Genomic DNA, 15955 nt, shown 5'->3' on the forward strand with positions numbered 1-15955 from the left:
TAAAGATGTTACATACAATCTTATAATATTAAAAAATTATATTGGGTTACCATTTTTTAACAAAAAAAGCTGCCCTAAGATAGGGCAGCTGTATATTTTTATGTCGATGTCTGATTAAGAAACTCTTTCGATCAAAGCCATATAGAATCCATCGTAACCCTGGCTTGGCATTACTTTGTCATCTTTAACTAACTTAAAGCCTTCGTTGTTTTTCAGGAATTCTTCCACTTGTAAATTGTTTTCAGATGGTAAGATAGAACAGGTAGCATAGACCAATTTTCCACCTACTTTCACCATTTTGGAATAATCCTGAAGAATTTGTTGTTGTTCTTTTTTGATTCTGTCGATGAAATCCTGGTCAATTTTCCATTTACTGTCCGGATTTCTTTTTAAAACACCAAGTCCTGAACAAGGTGCGTCAATCAGAAGTCGGTCCGCTTTATCATAAAGACGTTTGATTACTTTGTTGTCAGAAATCATTCGGGGCTCAATATTGTGCGCTCCCGCTCTTTTTGCACGACGCTTCAGCTCAGCAAGTTTCCATTCGAAGATATCTAAAGCTATGATTTGTCCTTTATTTCCCATCAATGCAGCCAAGTGAAGTGTTTTTCCACCTGCTCCTGCACATGCATCTACCACTCTTTGTCCTTCTTTTACATCAAGGAAATATCCTATTTTCTGTGAAGAACCATCCTGAACTTCAAATAAACCTTCTTTAAAAGCTGTGGTAAGAAAAACGTTCTTCTTTTCCTCAAGCTGTACAGCATCCGGATAGTCTCTCACAGTATAAGCTACTACACCCTCATCAGAAAGATCAGAAATAAGTTCTTTTGGACTTGTTTTCAGTCTGTTTGCTCTTAGAACAGTTGGAGCCTGCTCATTTAAAGCACGCATTTCTTTTTCCCAACCTGGACCTAGTTCTTTTTCTAAAGTTTCAGCCAGCCACTCAGGAATAGAATGTTCAATAGCCTTTGTAGGAACTGTATTCTTTTTAAGCTTGGTAAGAATATCAGCGATTTTAATTCCGTCGAATTCTTCAAACTTTTTATAATTGGTCTTGCTCCAAAGCAAATAGGCGATGATTAGTTTGTAAATATTGGTAGGTTTTACCCCTTCACCCATATAGTACTCAAGACGTTTTTTCCAGCGGATAATATTATAGAAAATCTCAGAAACAACGGCTCTGTCCTGGCTTCCCCATTTTCTGTGGGCTTTTAAAAGTCTTTCGATTACCTTATCGGCATATTTGTTTTTCTCGAAAAATGTTTCCTGTAAAGCATCGTGAATTCCGATCGCTAAGTTTCTGTGAATAAGTTCCATAAATTTGCTTCGCTGTTTGAATCTGCAAAAGTACGAATTATAGTTGAGAGTTGAGAAGGGATTCGAGTTTCGGGGTTTGAGTGTTTCAGGATGCGAGATCGTAGAGTTTGAGAGTACTAGAGTTTTAGAGTGAATGAGTTCAGCGTTAATTATGAATGTTTTCTACTCCAAATAGTTAGTAATTATTGAATCAATATACTAAAAGTCTCAAATCTCATGTCTGAAATCTGATGTCTAATATCTGGCCTTTAAAAATCTTGATTCTTGGTTCTTGATTCTAGTCTCACCTTTCACTTGCGAAGCAAAATTTACCATTGACGTTTCCAATTTCAATCTTAGTAAGTCTCGTGTCTGAAATCTGACATCTAAAACAAAAATCCTACCTTTGCAAAAATCAAAAATATGAGTGATACTGTACTTTGTCCGAAATGCAGCTCTGAGTTTACTTACCCGAGCGACGATATGATGACCTGTTCTCAATGTTTCTATGAATGGAGTCCTGAAGAAACGGCTGCTGAAACGTCTAATGAAGGGAAAATCCTGGATTCAAACGGGAATGAGCTTTTGGATGGGGATTCTGTGGTTGTTATTAAGGATCTTCCTGTAAAAGGTGCTCCAAAACCGGTAAAAGCGGGGACTAAAGTTAAAAACATCCGTCTGAGACCAGACAGTGATCATAATATTGACTGTAAAATTGATGGTTTCGGTTCTATGGCCTTGAAATCAGAATTTGTAAAGAAGGCTTAATCGCTTTTGGCAATCGGCTTAGAAATGCTGGTAGTGCTTACAGTAAAAAAATAAAAAAAAGGAAAAGATTGGACAGTGTAATCTTTCAAAGACTTAATTGCAGGGAAGTGCTAATGTCCGTCTCAGGGCAGAAAGAGAATTAACCAAAAATTTCCTTATGCTGTGGAAGTACAAATGTAAGTAAAAGTTTTAAACGGCTTCTTAGATTTGTGCTTTTTTTTATCCACATATTAACAATAAGTATAAGGAAATGTAGGAGTTATGATAAGTGTCGGAAGAGAGATTCACTGAAGTAGGTGAATGATGGTAAAGAAAGTTGCTGTTGTTTAAACAAACGAAATCTTAATATTTCCTTCCACTTTTTCATCTGTATAGACAATAATCTCTTTATTCAGAATCTTGATTTTATTCCAGTAATGGTTTCCGGCAAACCTGCTTTCGAGAAGTTCGGCTTCAATACCATCATTTGAAATTTTTATTTCTTTAGGATAGTATGAAAATTTGGAAAGCTGAAATTCCGCTTTTTCGTCTTCACTGAAAATATTAACTTCCCCGAAAAGTTTGGCTACATAAAAATTATAAGGCCGTCTGTAAGTTTCCTCGGGACTGTCGTTCTGAATCAGTCTTCCATCCTTCAAAATAACGATCTGGTCAAGCCATGGCATGATATCCTGAAGTTCATGGGTAGAAATGATCAGGGAAATCTGATGTTGTTTCACATACCTGAACAGTCTTTCACGAAGTTCTATTTTTCTTGGAAAATCCAGATTACTGAAAGGTTCGTCTAAAATAAGCAGTTTAGGCAGTACAGAAAGGGCCCTGGCAATGGCAACCCGCTGCTGCTGGCCTCCGCTTAAATATTTAGGAAGAATATGGGCAAATTCCTGAAGTCCTACCACTTCCAGAAGCTCCATGACAGTTTCTTTTTTTTGAGCCAAATTGATATTGGAAATAAATTTCCCTACATTTTCGGCAACGGTGGCGTAAGGCATCAGATCAAAATTCTGGGCCACCAGTTTCATCTCAGCTTCTCCGGGAACAATATTTCCTTTGGGCCCCAAAAGCTTTTTTCCGTTAAAAACAATTTCACCACTTTCCCAGTCCAAAAGCCCATAAATCAGGTTAAGCATTGTAGATTTTCCACATCCGCTTTCTCCTGCCAGTGCAATGATTCTGCCTTCCTCAAAACCCAGATTAAGGTTCTGAAACAGGGAGTTATCTTTGGTATGGGAAAAATATAAATTGTTTATTTCTAAAAGCATAATACAAATGTAAGGTTTTTATGAAAAAATAAAATTTTTTATTATATTAGCAGAAGTAATAAAAATATATCAAAAATGAGAAAAAAACTGTTTTCTTTAGCTATTCCTGCTTTATTTGTGGCAGCGGTAGTGGTTTCTTGTAAAAAAGACAAACCTGTTACCAGCGAAAGCAATGAAGTAGTAACTACAAAAGATGGGAACCAGTATACACTGGATACGCTGAACAGTAAAGTGGAGTGGAAAGGATATAAAGTATTCAAGTCTGAAAGCACAAGCCATTTCGGAACCATTAAGTTTGAAAGTGGTGATGTAACGGTAAAAGAAGGAAAGCTTGAAAGCGGAAAATTTGTTGCGGACATGAGTTCTTTGACGTCTGTAGATCTAAAGGATGATGCGGATCAGTTAGGAAAACTGAATGGCCATCTTAAGAGCGGTGATTTCTTTGAAGTGGAAAAATTTCCTACAGCTTCGTTTGAAATTACAAAGGTAACACCAGCTATAGAAGGAGATTATAATACCCTTCTTGATGGTAATTTAACGATCAAAGGGATTTCAAAACCAGTTCAGTTTAAGGCTAATGTTTCTGTAAAAGACGGAGAAGTAAGTGTAGCTACTGAGCCCAAAGATATTAAAAGAGAAGAGTTTGGTGTGAAGTTCCAGGCTCCTGCTGAAAACGGGGTAATCAAGGATGAGGTAACTCTTCAGATCAACGTTAAAGCTTTAGAAAAGAAATAATTTTTTTATTTAAGTGAAATAAGTGATTGAAGTCTGCCTCCCAAAGGGGCAGATTTTTTTATCACAGATTCATTATTAAACTTAAAAAACGTATTTTTGCAAAACATTTTGAAAGGGTAAAACAATGATAGAAAAGATAGAAGAACTACTTACCGAAGTAAACAGCTTCAATGCTACGTCTAAAGAGGAAATTGAAAACTTCCGAATTAAGTATAATGGTAAAAAAGGTGTTCTGAACGATTTTTTTGAAAAATTTAAAGAAGTTCCAAACGACCAGAAAAAAGAATTCGGACAGAAGATCAATTCTTTGAAGCAAGCCGTTGCGGGAAAACTGGAGAATCTTAAAGACTCTTCCCAGTCTGCTATTATCACCGAAAAAGAAGATCTTACAAGACCGGCTTTTCCATTGGATCTGGGGTCAAGACACCCGATCAATCTGGTGAAAAACAGGATCATTGAAATTTTCAAATCAATTGGTTTTGCAGTAGCCGATGGTCCGGAAATAGAGGATGACTGGCACAACTTTACGGCTCTTAATCTTCCTGAGTACCACCCGGCAAGAGATATGCAGGATACATTCTTTATTGAACAGAACCCTGATATCCTTTTAAGAACACACACTTCTTCTGTACAGATCCGTTATATGGAAGAAAATCAGCCGCCGATCAGAATTCTTTCTCCGGGAAGAGTATTCCGAAATGAGGCTATTTCTTCACGTTCACACTGTATATTCCATCAGATTGAAGGTTTGTATATTGATGAAAATGTAAGTTTTGCAGATCTTAAGCAGACGATTCAGTTCTTTACAACGGAACTTTTCGGAAAATCCAAGATCAGAATGAGACCTTCTTATTTCCCTTTTACAGAGCCTAGTGCTGAAATTGATGTATACTGGGGACTGAACTCTGAAACCGACTACAGAATCACAAAAGGAACGGGATGGCTGGAGATCATGGGTTGTGGAATGGTAGATCCTGCCGTTTTGAAAAATGTGAATATCGATGCTGAGAAATATTCAGGATACGCTTTCGGAATGGGTATTGAAAGAATCACAATGCTTCTTTACCAGATGAGCGACATCAGAATGTTCTTCGAAAATGATATCAGAACTTTAGAACAGTTTAAATCACTATAAAAATTAAACCTCCGGAATTTCCGGAGGTTTTTGTTTTTAATTACTGACCTAAGAAACAAAACGTAATTAAAAACGATTCTATTGAAAAATTACAACGTGTATTGTCTTATTGATAGCGCAGTACATCATAAATACTGATCATGTCACGCTGAGCGGAGTCGAAGCGTTTACAACCTTTATCAGTCTTTATGCCTGCTGTTATAATTAAGACAATCAGTAATGACAATGTATTACATCCGGAACTAAAAAAATGGCGGCAAAAATTTTTGCTGCCATTTTTTTTAAGCTAAAAAGACTGATCGCTTTTTACTTAATATATTTTAAAGGGTATTTTACATTTTTAAGATCTTCGATACTCGCTTTCAATGAACCTACGGCTAATTCAGCCTGTAAAAGCATAGGAATATGATTGGCATCATTGGTTACCCACATCGTTACTCCTTCTTTTTCCTTAAAAACCCTTCCGCTTTTTACAGACGGGATAATTTTCAGACAGTTGATGGTACCGAATTTGGTTTTCAGATCTTCTGTTCCTGTTACTTTCAGCTGAAAGGGGAACATTTCATCGTCGATCCATACGTTCATATTGATCACGGTTCCTACTTTCAGTTCGCTGGTACTTTTACTTCTCAAGTAATAGAAGCAGGAAAGCATATCCTGCACTCCTTTTACCGATTTGATCACCTTTGAACCGTTGGCGGGCGTTTTTTTATCGGTTAAGATCAGTGTGTGGTTATCGTGATTGAAAACGGTCTCAAAATGCTGGCGATAGCTTCCTTCACGTACATTTCGAACGTAAAAGCTTGGCAGGCCGGTTCCTGTATTGATGAAGCTTTCATATAAATCTTCTACTTTAAAGAAGGCTTTGACTGCGCCTGTAGTTTTTCCTGTCCCTTTCACATACAGGTGGGGAGCACCCATATAAGTGGTTTTTTTGGTAGTAAGATTGGCGGTTCCGGCATTCAGGATTCCATAGTGGATTCTGAATGTAATAGATTCACCATCAGCAATATTATCGATCTGAGCGTAACTCAGCAGGAACGTAAATATTGCAAAAAAGCTTAAAATTTTCTTCATGATATGACATTTAACAAAAACACTGCCAAATTTAAGATTCGTATGTATTGACCAGGATTTGATAAATCTCAGGTTTTTATTTAGAATCAATTAAATATGCTTCGCATTAAAATTAGTAAATTTGCAGTTACATGTATAATTAAATTATCTTTTTATTATGATAACCACTGATATATTGATCATAGGAGCCGGACCTACCGGGCTTTTTGCTGTTTTTGAAGCAGGTTTATTAAAAATGAAGTGTCACATTATTGATGCACTTCCACAGCCAGGAGGACAGCTAGCGGAGCTTTATCCTAAAAAACCTATTTTCGATATTCCAGGATATCCTTCTGTGAATGCAGGAGAATTAGTAGATAATTTGATGGAGCAGATCAAACAGTTCCAGCCGGGATTCACTTTGGGAGAAACAGCAGTTTCTTATACCAAGGTAGATGATGAATGGTTTGAAGTGATCACCAACAAAGGGACTGTTCACAGATGTAAAGCTATTGCGATTGCGGGCGGATTGGGTACTTTTGAACCTAGAAAACCTACTTTCGAAAATGTAGCTGATTACGAGGAAAAAGGTCTTGAATATTTCGTTAAAGAACCTGAGCATTTCAGAAATAAAAAAGTAGTAATCGCTGGAGGAGGGGATTCTGCGCTGGACTGGAGTGTTTTCCTTTCCAATGTTGCCAGTGAAGTAACTTTGATCCACAGAAGAAACGAATTCAGAGGAGCTTTGGATTCAGTGGAAAAAGTTCAGGATCTTAAAAACCAGGGGAAAATTAAATTAATTACACCCGCTGAAGTTACCGGAATCAAAGGTGACGGAAAGGTTGAAGCGATCACTGTAGAAATTGAAGGCCAGGAAGCTTTCGATATTGAAACAGATTATTTCATTCCTTTATTCGGACTGACTCCAAAATTGGGTGAGATCGGGAACTGGGGATTGAATATCGAGAAAAATGCCATCGTAGTCAACAATGCGCTTGATTATCAAACGAACATCGACGGAATCTATGCTATTGGAGATATCAATACCTATCCGGGGAAATTGAAGCTGATCCTTTGTGGTTTCCACGAAGCAACTTTGATGTGTCAAAGTGTTTACAACAGACTGAATCCGGGTAAGAAATTTGTACTTAAATATACGACAGTAAGCGGTGTAGACGGATTTGACGGTAGCCGTAAAGAAGCAGAAAAGGCAGTTGTGAAAAAAATTGACTAATTTTGCATTATTATGTCAGATATTAATATAAAGATCACCGATCGGGAAGGGGTAACCCATGATGTTGTAGCGCCTACAGATATGTCTATGAACCTGATGGAGATCATCCGTTCTTATGAATTGGCAGAAGAGGGAACCATTGGAGTATGTGGAGGAATGGCGATGTGCGCCTCATGTCAGGTATATGTGATCAATGATCCGGGCCTGGAGCCTATGGGAGATGAAGAAGATGCGATGCTGGCGGAAGCTTTTCATGTAAAAGAGAACAGCAGACTGGGATGCCAGCTGCATATCATGGATGCTATGGAAGGTCTTGAAGTGGCCATTGCTCCTTATCCTTAGGATATATTTAATTTAAGTTAATATAAAAACCGTCTGGAAATTTCCGGACGGTTTTGTTATTGAATAAGGTAATCAGTACCATTTGTGAACAATTACAGTATCCTCTTTTATAATTTTAAGATATAAATCACCTTCATTTTTATATAAACCCCACCAGCTGTTATTGGTTTTAAAAATAGTGATGCCACAATAAAAAGTCCTACAAATACGGCTGTACCTCCTGTCATTTCCTTATTAACGTTGTAGTTATTCATATGAAAACTATAAAAGTCTTAAATTTTATCCTTCGAAATCCATTTCCCCACACTTGGTGCCTGATAGTTCCTCATTTTTTCCAAAAGCTCATCAACGCTGCCACTTATCAAAAGCATATCACGATTCACTTGCTTTAAAAATCCTTTATTAACCATAGTTTGAACTAATCTTATTAAATCATCATAAAATCCGTCAATATTCAGAATCCCAATTGGTTTTTTATGAAGTCCCAGCTGTGCCCAGGTGATCATTTCAAAAAACTCTTCAAGGGTTCCGTAGCCGCCGGGAAGAACGATTACGCCGTCGCAGAGATCATTCATCTTTGTTTTTCTCTCGTGCATCGTTTCTACGATGATAAGCTCGGTGAGATTTTTATGGGCAATTTCTTTGGATTGCAGGAAGTGGGGCAGCACGCCCGTGGCCTTTCCTCCTTCGCTTAAAGCTCCGTCTGCAACTGCTCCCATCAAACCAGCATCTGCACCGCCGTAAATCAATTGTATGCGCTGTTGGGCTAATGTTTGTCCAAGTAGGAAAGCCTGCTCTTTAAAAATGTCATCTGTACCGAAACTGGAGCCGCAGAAAACTGTTATACTTTTCATGATTGTAAATCTTATTAAATAATTTTTTAACCATTGAGGCCAATGAAGTTATTAAGGAAAGTTAAGTAAAATATCAAAGATATTTTTAAGCCTAATATCTGTAAATTCTTAATGATCTTAACGACTTAAAAAATCTTAATGATTCAAATTAAAAATATCCAAAATCATACGACTTTGGATATTCAATATAACAATTTTATCTTCTTATTTTAAAGGAATATTCGCTAAAATATCTTTAGTGAAACTCCAGAACTTCTGAGCAGAAGGGATATTCGCTTTCTCATCCGGAGAGTGCGCTCCTCTAATCGTAGGTCCGAAACTTACCATTTCCATTTCCGGATAGTTCGCTCCGATGATTCCACATTCTAAACCTGCGTGACAAGCAACCACGTGAGGTTTTTCACCAAACTTTTCAGTGTAAATTTTCTCCATCAGCTGTACGATTTCAGAACCAGGTTTTGGTTTCCATCCTGGATAAGAACCACTGAATTCAACATTCATTCCGGCTAATTCTGCCACAGATTTTAACTGTTCTGCCACAGAATACTTAGATGAATCTACTGATGATCTTGTCAGGTTTAAAATTTTAAGCTCTCCGTCTTTTAATTCTACTCTCGCAACATTATTAGAGGCTTCTACAAGATCTTTTACGTCCGGACTCATTCTGTAAACCCCATTGTGAAGAGATTTTAAAGTAAGAATAATCTTCTTTGAGTCTTCCTCGGAAATAGCTTGATCAGAGGTTGTAGAGTTTTCAATATTAATATGGAGACCCGGTTCAACGGTAGCAAATTCTTCTAAAATATCTTTTTTAAGAGCTGTAGCCGCTTCAATAAATTCCTGAGCATTTCTTACAGAAACCAACGCTGAACCTTCTCTTGGAATAGCATTTCTTAATCCACCTCCGTCAACAGAGATCAGTTGGATATTCTGCTTGTCTAAACCGCTGTAAAGAAGTCTTCCTAAGATAATATTAGAGTTTCCGAAACCTTTGTGGATGTCCATTCCTGAATGTCCCCCCTGAAGTCCTTTCACTTCAATTTTTACCGTTTGTCCTTTCGCGGCTTCTGTTCCATAATTTTGAGTAATGGTCACATCTACACCTCCTGCACAACCGATGTCGATCTCGTCATCTTCTTCCGTATCAAGGTTTAATAGGATTTCTCCTGTCAACTGTCCAGGCTTTAAACCTAAAGCACCCGTCATCCCTGTTTCTTCATCGATGGTGAAAAGCGCTTCAAGAGCAGGGTGCGGAATATCTGAACTTTCAAGGATAGACATGATGGTTGCTACTCCCAAACCGTTGTCGGCACCTAAAGTAGTTCCTTTTGCTTTTACCCAGTCTCCATCAACCTCCATTTTGATCCCTTCAGTTTCGAAATCAAAATGAGTATCGCTGTTTTTCTGGCATACCATATCCAGATGCGACTGAAGAACGATAGACTTACGGTTTTCCATACCTGCAGTAGCCGGTTTTCTGATGATCACATTTCCTACTTCATCTACGGTGGTTTCCAACCCTAAATCTTCACCAAATCCTTTGATGAAAGCAATCACTCTTTCTTCTTTTTTAGACGGTCTTGGAACTGCATTTAATTTGGAGAAATTCTTCCAGATAATCTGCGGTTCTATATTAGATAATTCCATGAACTTTTATTTTGATCAAAATTACAAAATAAAAAATGCTTCCGTGAATCCGGAAGCATTTTTTATAGATCGTATGGAGACAAAAAGGTAAAATCATCCTTTTGTTTTTCTAGCATCCACATTCACCGTAAATAGGCAGTGTTTCTACAGTACCGTCCGGTTTTTCAATCGTCAGGGTACCTTCAAATAATAAAGCTTCTTCGTGTTTTATTTTTTTACCTTTTACAGAGATTTTGTAGTTGTCGCTTTCAATCTCTTTGCTCAGTTCTTCATCCACTTCCATATCGCTTGATGAAATCAGGTTCATGGCCTGTCTTTTACCGTCAAGTTTCATGTAGGCAGTTTTTCCGGCATCGTCAGCATAGATATATTTCTCTGCTTCAAATTCTGCTTTGTTTCTCGCAAAATAGCATGAACATTCTTTGATCTCTTTTGGAAACGGAATGATGTCTACCAGTACTTTTCCTGATGTTGCTCCTGTTTTTGCAGAATCTTTAACCAGGTTTAAAGAATCTGTAGGAGTAGAACTTTGAACGGTTTCTTTATCTTTTTTACAGGCGATCAAGAGAAACGCTGAAAAGAAAATGATTAGATATTTCATTGTCTGCTGTTTTTTATTTTTTTTAGCCTCTTGCTCTTTCCAGAAGAACCATCATTAATAATGATAAGATGACCAAACTTTCGTCTTCGTCATTAATATCGATCATTCTGTCAAGCTGGAATCTTCTTCCAAAGAAAGACGGCATTTTTTTAAGTTTAAAATATTCTTTTCCGTCGATACCTCTTACAGTATAAGCCGGGTTAAGAAAATATCCTGTGAACATCCCTATAATTGGAATCTCACTCACCATTCCATCAAAGAACTTTGTCCATGCATTATCCTCTGCAACCGTGAATTTGGGCTGGTCGTTTGAATCCAGGATGTCATACGTAGATTTCCAGAGAGAACGCATTCCTTTTCTTGCCAGTCTCCCGTAGTTTTTGTTGTCGGTAAGATCACTTAGAGAATAAGAAGAATTGAAATCGATCCATTGGTTGGCCTTGATTCTGAAAAGCTCCTTAGATTTGCTTTCGTCATTGAAAACAACGACATCTTCTTTCAGTTTAAACATTTTCTGACGTACATAGGCTACATAGCTTCCGTTTTTGTCAGTAATATTGAAGTCACTTGCCAGTGTTGAGATTTTGAATTTGAAATCTAGTGGATAGTTTAGATTTTTAAGTACCATTTAGTTTATTTTTTTCATATTAGAACCCCAAAGATAGAGGTTTTTTTAGAATGATGAGGTAAAAATGGGAATCAAGAGCCAAGAATCAAGAGTCAAGATTTTTAGATGTCAGACATGAGTATTGGTGGCTTCTAGTGCCTCAATCACCAGATATTTGTCCTTCATTCAATATTTCCGGATTCGCAGCCTCTCACTCCCAACCTATATTTCACTCTATAACCTTCAAATTCGTACCACAGTATGCCGAAATTTATAACTCCCCAACGCTAAAACTCTCCGACTCTCCAACTCATAAACCCCTTCAACTCTCAACAATATTCCTTATTTTTGTACTTATGGATTATCCTAGTAAAGTTTTAGCAAAAGCCGTAGACGAAATTTCGGGACTGCCCGGGATCGGTAGAAAAACAGCTTTAAGATTAGCATTACATCTGTTAAAACAACCCAGTTCCAGAGCGGTAAGTCTAGGGAACTCATTAATCAACCTTGTCAACGAAATAAAATACTGCAAAGAATGTCATAACTTTTCAGATTTTGAGGTGTGTGAGATCTGCAGTAATGAAAAAAGAAACAGCGAGGTGATCTGCATCGTGGAAGACGTACGTGATGTGATTGCTATCGAGAATACAGGAAAGTTTACGGGTAAATATCTGATCTTAGGAGGAAAGATTTCACCAATGGAAGGCGTGGGACCGAACCAGCTGAATATTCCAAGTATTGAAAGAAAAGTGAATCAGGGTGGCGTAAAGGAATTTATTTTTGCATTGAGTGCTACGATGGAAGGAGATACAACGGCCTATTATATTTATAAAAAATTTAAAAACTTCAGTGTGAGTTTTTCAAGTATTGCCAGAGGAATTTCAGTAGGAGATGAGTTGGAATATGCAGATGAAGTATCTTTGGGCAGATCTATTATGAACCGGTTACCATACAATGAAAAGGATTAAATATGAAGCTGTCGGTAATTATTGTGAATTATAATGTGACCAAGCTGTTGAGAAACTGCCTTTTGTCTATCCGGAAATATACGGAAGGGGAGGATTATGAAGTGATTGTTATAGATAATGCATCTACGGATGCTTCCTGGGGCGATCTTATTCCGGAATTCCCTAAAGTACATTTTATAGCCTCTGAGCATAATGACGGTTTTGCTATTGCCAACAATAAAGCTATCAAAACGACAACCGGAGAATACGTTCTTCTTCTAAATCCCGATACCGAACTGGAAGGGTTCTATATGAAGGATATTCTGGATTTTGCCGATTCCAAACCGGATTTCGGATGCCTGGGCGTAAGGATGCATGATGCTGAAGGCGTTTTTCTTCCGGAAAGTAAACGTTCTGTACCGGATATGTTCAATTCTTTTGAAAAATTATTTACGAATTTTAAAAGAAGCAATTCAAAATCTTACTACAGGAGTGATATTGATGAAAATGCTGTGGTAGAAGTAGAGGTTGTTACCGGAGCATTTTTATTGGTTAAAAAAGAAATTTATGAGAAGATCGGGGGCCTTGATGAAACGTATTTTATGTATGGGGAAGATATTGATCTGTGCTATACACTGTTGAGAAACGGCTATAAAAATTATTATTACGGTGCTGCTTCCATTCTTCACCATAAAGGTGAAAGTACGATTAAAAATGAGGTATATCTCGATCGGTTTTATGGAGCCATGCAGATCTTTATCGATAAATATTACAGAGAATCTAAACCGGTGCAGTATTCATTTTTAAAAGCGGGATTGAAACTCCGCCATAAGATTGAGAAGATCAAACTAAAATAAAAAAGCAGTTCAATTTGAACTGCTTTTGTTTTATATAAGATAGGTCTGTTATTATTTAGCCGGAGCTGCAGGTACCTGAGCCGGAGCCGTTGTAGTAGCTGCTGGAGCAGATTGCTTAGTAGGAGCCGGAGCTTCTTTCTTTACTGGCTGCTGTGCCGGAGCTGTTGTTGTAGGCTTACCAGTGATGACAACGCTTATAAGAATAAGAACGATGATTACTGCGCCTAGAGTCCATGTTGCTTTTTCCATGAAATCATTGGTTCTCTGTACCCCAAACTGTGCAGGTGATGCACCTCCGAAAGTACTGGAAAGGCCTCCTCCTTTAGGATTTTGAGCCATAACGATGATTACCAATAAGATGCTGGCGATCATAACAAGAACCATCAATAGTATAAATATAGTATCCATTAATTTTGATATCTTTTTGAATGGGCAAATTTAATCTTTTTTTACCGAATGACAAAGAAGATCATGGTAAATGTTATTAAAAATAAAAACGGCAGCAAGTGCTACCGTTTTTTCTGTAAAAAACAGTATTCTTATTTAAAATCAGAATCTTTAACCTGATTCACGTCGTATGATTTTACATTCATCGTCATGTCCATCCCCATTTGATTGATTGAGATGGTAAATGGCATTTTCACCCCATTGACATCTTTATAATTAGAGAACGTTGTAGGCACTGTGATTTCTTGTCCCTGTGCTTTTACCGTTTTCGTTTCTCCTGTTTTTAATCCTGTGCTTACGCTGTAATAATAGGTAGTGTCTTTCCCTTTAATGACGTAAGAATCCTCACCACCGATTTTTTCAATTCCGGCCACTTTATAATCCTGAGATTTTGCAAAACCAAGTTCTTCAAAAAGTTCAGTATTTTTAAGTTTTTCAGCGATCTGCTCTGGTTTCATCTCAACTTTCTGACCCATTTGCTCAGAATATCCTTGTTTACCGTCAAAAATCTGTTTCTGAACCACCTGTCCCATTGCCGTTACTGTTGTAGCCTCTTTACCACCTTGAGCCTTAGCGATTTTAAAATCAATATTCTGACCCTGCATAGACATAGAAGCATTCATGACAAAAGATGAAATTTTAGCAACATTCGCTTTTCCTCCGATGGCATTGATGTATTTATCAGCAATAGATGCTACATTCACGGCAGCATCTACTTTTTGTGCAGTTGGTTTGGCTACCGGATTGGCTTCCTTATCGAAATATTTTACAGGGTATCCTAATTTTTCCAGTCCTTCAGAAATATCAGCCGCTTTACCAGCGATGAAAATTCTGCTTTTGTTGGGTAAAATGTTGGCTTTTGCAGCATTGGAAATATCTGCAGCAGTTACTTTATCAATTGATTTTAAGTAATTGGTATAGAAATCAGAAGGTAAATCCTGAACCTTTTGGTTTAAAGCAAATTTTGCAATCGTTTCAGGCTTCTCTAAAGACATGATGAAAGAACCTTTCAGCTTAGCTTTAGCATTTTCCAGTTCTTCAGGTTTTACGGTAGTAATAGCATTAAGTTCATTCATAAATTCCTTAACCGCTTTATCCGTAACCTCATTTCTCACACTTGCACTAGCGGAGAAATCAGAAGAATATTTATCAGCGCTCATGTCGGAGTAAGCTCCGTAAGTGAATCCGTTTTTCTCACGAAGATTCATGAAAAGTCTCGCTTCACCTCCACCACCTAAGATGTAGTTGGCCATGGTAGCTGCGAAGTAGTTCGGATCTTTCATTTTAAGATTGTTCAGGTTGTTCACTGAAACCACAGACTGTACAGCAGAAGGTACATCTACAATGTTAATCTCTGTTGTAGCAACATTAGCAGAAGGTTCTAGAGGAACAATCGGTGTATTGGCCTTTTTCCATCCGCTGAAAGCTTTTTCAACCAATGATTTTACCTGATCGAATTTCACATCTCCCACAATCACTAAATAAGCATTGTCCGGAGCGTAATATTTTTTATAAACGTTTTGTACGTCAGCTAACTGGATCTTGTTGATAGATTCTACCGTCTCGAATTCTCCTCTTGATGTATTTTTACCATACATTAAGGCATTGGAAACCTTTGAAGCAATGGAAGAAGCATTTTTCTCATCAGCCTTTAACCCTTCCAATGCTCTTTCCTTTGAACTTTGGATTTCTTCCGCAGAGAACTTTGGATTAATGATCGCGTCTGCCATTAAACCCAGTACTTCAGGGAAATATTTTGAAAGAGAGTTCGCGAAAGCACCATTGGAAGAAAAACTTAGGTTAGCGCCCAGATAATCTACTTTTTTGTTGAAATCCTCTTTACTTACATTCGTTGTTCCGTTTTCGAACTGTTCAGCCATGATAGAGCTTACTCCCACTACACTTCCTTCGTTGAACGGAGGTCTGTCCATAGAAAGAGTAGTGTTTACTCTTGGTAATTTATTGTTTTCCACAACCATTACCGTAAGACCGTTGCTCAGTTGGAAAGTTTTTGGTTTGGCAATGTTGATCGCAGGAGTAGGTCCCGGTTTCGGCATTGCGTTAAGATCAATTTTTTGTGCTGAAATCGTTCCTGCGAAAAAAAACGCTGCAGCTATATATATTAATTGCTTTTTCATTTGTAAAAATTTAATTTTAATAATCA

Annotated in this window: 17 protein-coding genes; 7 read left to right on the plus strand and 10 right to left on the minus strand. The window is 37.6% G+C overall.

The window, feature by feature from the left end; translation table 11 throughout:
* Positions 1-114: 114 nt before the first annotated feature.
* The gene (locus tag HHL23_RS14535) at positions 115-1320 is read right to left on the minus strand and encodes an RsmB/NOP family class I SAM-dependent RNA methyltransferase (protein ID WP_169235517.1); all 1206 of its coding nucleotides are present in this window, start codon (positions 1318-1320) and stop codon (positions 115-117) included.
* A 402-nt stretch (positions 1321-1722) separates the two neighbouring features.
* On the opposite strand from HHL23_RS14535, the gene HHL23_RS14540 reads away from it, so the two are divergent.
* Positions 1723-2067: a zinc ribbon domain-containing protein YjdM gene (locus HHL23_RS14540; RefSeq protein WP_169235518.1), complete on the plus strand. Its 345-nt coding sequence runs from the start codon at positions 1723-1725 to the stop codon at positions 2065-2067.
* A 326-nt stretch (positions 2068-2393) separates the two neighbouring features.
* Here the strand turns inward: HHL23_RS14540 and HHL23_RS14545 are convergent, their stop codons facing one another.
* Positions 2394-3329: a sulfate/molybdate ABC transporter ATP-binding protein gene (locus tag HHL23_RS14545; RefSeq protein WP_169235519.1), complete on the minus strand. Its 936-nt coding sequence runs from the start codon at positions 3327-3329 to the stop codon at positions 2394-2396.
* Between the two features lie 75 nt (positions 3330-3404).
* On the opposite strand from HHL23_RS14545, the gene HHL23_RS14550 reads away from it, so the two are divergent.
* Positions 3405-4064: a YceI family protein gene (locus HHL23_RS14550; protein WP_169235520.1), complete on the plus strand. Its 660-nt coding sequence runs from the start codon at positions 3405-3407 to the stop codon at positions 4062-4064.
* A gap of 124 nt (positions 4065-4188) precedes the next feature.
* Complete coding sequence (gene pheS, locus HHL23_RS14555) at positions 4189-5199, plus strand: phenylalanine--tRNA ligase subunit alpha (RefSeq protein WP_073333455.1); 1011 nt, start codon at positions 4189-4191, stop codon at positions 5197-5199.
* A 306-nt stretch (positions 5200-5505) separates the two neighbouring features.
* Here the strand turns inward: pheS and HHL23_RS14560 are convergent, their stop codons facing one another.
* On the minus strand, positions 5506-6276 hold the full coding sequence (locus tag HHL23_RS14560) for a DUF3108 domain-containing protein (protein WP_169235521.1): 771 nt from the start codon (positions 6274-6276) through the stop codon (positions 5506-5508).
* Positions 6277-6433: 157 nt separating this feature from the next.
* Between HHL23_RS14560 and HHL23_RS14565 the strand changes: the two genes are divergently transcribed.
* Both HHL23_RS14565 and HHL23_RS14570 read left to right on the plus strand, forming a co-directional pair.
* The gene (locus HHL23_RS14565) at positions 6434-7489 is read left to right on the plus strand and encodes an NAD(P)/FAD-dependent oxidoreductase (RefSeq protein ID WP_047455067.1); all 1056 of its coding nucleotides are present in this window, start codon (positions 6434-6436) and stop codon (positions 7487-7489) included.
* A 12-nt stretch (positions 7490-7501) separates the two neighbouring features.
* On the plus strand, positions 7502-7831 hold the full coding sequence (locus HHL23_RS14570; protein ID WP_169235522.1) for a 2Fe-2S iron-sulfur cluster-binding family protein: 330 nt from the start codon (positions 7502-7504) through the stop codon (positions 7829-7831).
* 107 nt (positions 7832-7938) lie between these two features.
* Here HHL23_RS14570 and HHL23_RS14575 read toward each other — a convergent pair whose 3' ends face one another.
* From HHL23_RS14575 to HHL23_RS14595, 5 genes are all read right to left on the minus strand, one after another.
* On the minus strand, positions 7939-8085 hold the full coding sequence (locus HHL23_RS14575) for a hypothetical protein (protein ID WP_169235523.1): 147 nt from the start codon (positions 8083-8085) through the stop codon (positions 7939-7941).
* Between the two features lie 18 nt (positions 8086-8103).
* A complete protein-coding gene (locus tag HHL23_RS14580; protein ID WP_169235524.1) occupies positions 8104-8685 on the minus strand; it encodes an LOG family protein in 582 nt (193 codons plus the stop codon).
* 204 nt (positions 8686-8889) lie between these two features.
* On the minus strand, positions 8890-10332 hold the full coding sequence (locus HHL23_RS14585) for an aminoacyl-histidine dipeptidase (RefSeq protein WP_169235525.1): 1443 nt from the start codon (positions 10330-10332) through the stop codon (positions 8890-8892).
* A gap of 109 nt (positions 10333-10441) precedes the next feature.
* On the minus strand, positions 10442-10933 hold the full coding sequence (locus HHL23_RS14590; RefSeq protein ID WP_169235526.1) for a hypothetical protein: 492 nt from the start codon (positions 10931-10933) through the stop codon (positions 10442-10444).
* A gap of 22 nt (positions 10934-10955) precedes the next feature.
* The gene (locus tag HHL23_RS14595) at positions 10956-11561 is read right to left on the minus strand and encodes an LURP-one-related/scramblase family protein (RefSeq protein ID WP_169235527.1); all 606 of its coding nucleotides are present in this window, start codon (positions 11559-11561) and stop codon (positions 10956-10958) included.
* Positions 11562-11896: 335 nt separating this feature from the next.
* On the opposite strand from HHL23_RS14595, the gene recR reads away from it, so the two are divergent.
* Positions 11897-12508 (plus strand): recombination mediator RecR, encoded by a 612-nt coding sequence (gene recR, locus HHL23_RS14600; RefSeq protein WP_169235528.1) that lies wholly within the window; start codon positions 11897-11899, stop codon positions 12506-12508.
* A gap of 2 nt (positions 12509-12510) precedes the next feature.
* Entirely contained in the window at positions 12511-13344 is an 834-nt protein-coding gene (locus HHL23_RS14605; RefSeq protein WP_169235529.1) for a glycosyltransferase family 2 protein, read from the plus strand.
* Positions 13345-13395: 51 nt separating this feature from the next.
* On the opposite strand, the gene secG is transcribed toward HHL23_RS14605, so the two are convergent.
* Positions 13396-13752 (minus strand): preprotein translocase subunit SecG, encoded by a 357-nt coding sequence (secG, locus tag HHL23_RS14610; RefSeq protein WP_169235530.1) that lies wholly within the window; start codon positions 13750-13752, stop codon positions 13396-13398.
* A 131-nt stretch (positions 13753-13883) separates the two neighbouring features.
* The gene (locus HHL23_RS14615; protein WP_169235531.1) at positions 13884-15929 is read right to left on the minus strand and encodes a M16 family metallopeptidase; all 2046 of its coding nucleotides are present in this window, start codon (positions 15927-15929) and stop codon (positions 13884-13886) included.
* Between the last annotated feature and the right edge of the window lie 26 nt (positions 15930-15955).

It is taken from the genome of Chryseobacterium antibioticum (assembly GCF_012927325.1).
Lineage (GTDB): Bacteria > Bacteroidota > Bacteroidia > Flavobacteriales > Weeksellaceae > Chryseobacterium > Chryseobacterium antibioticum.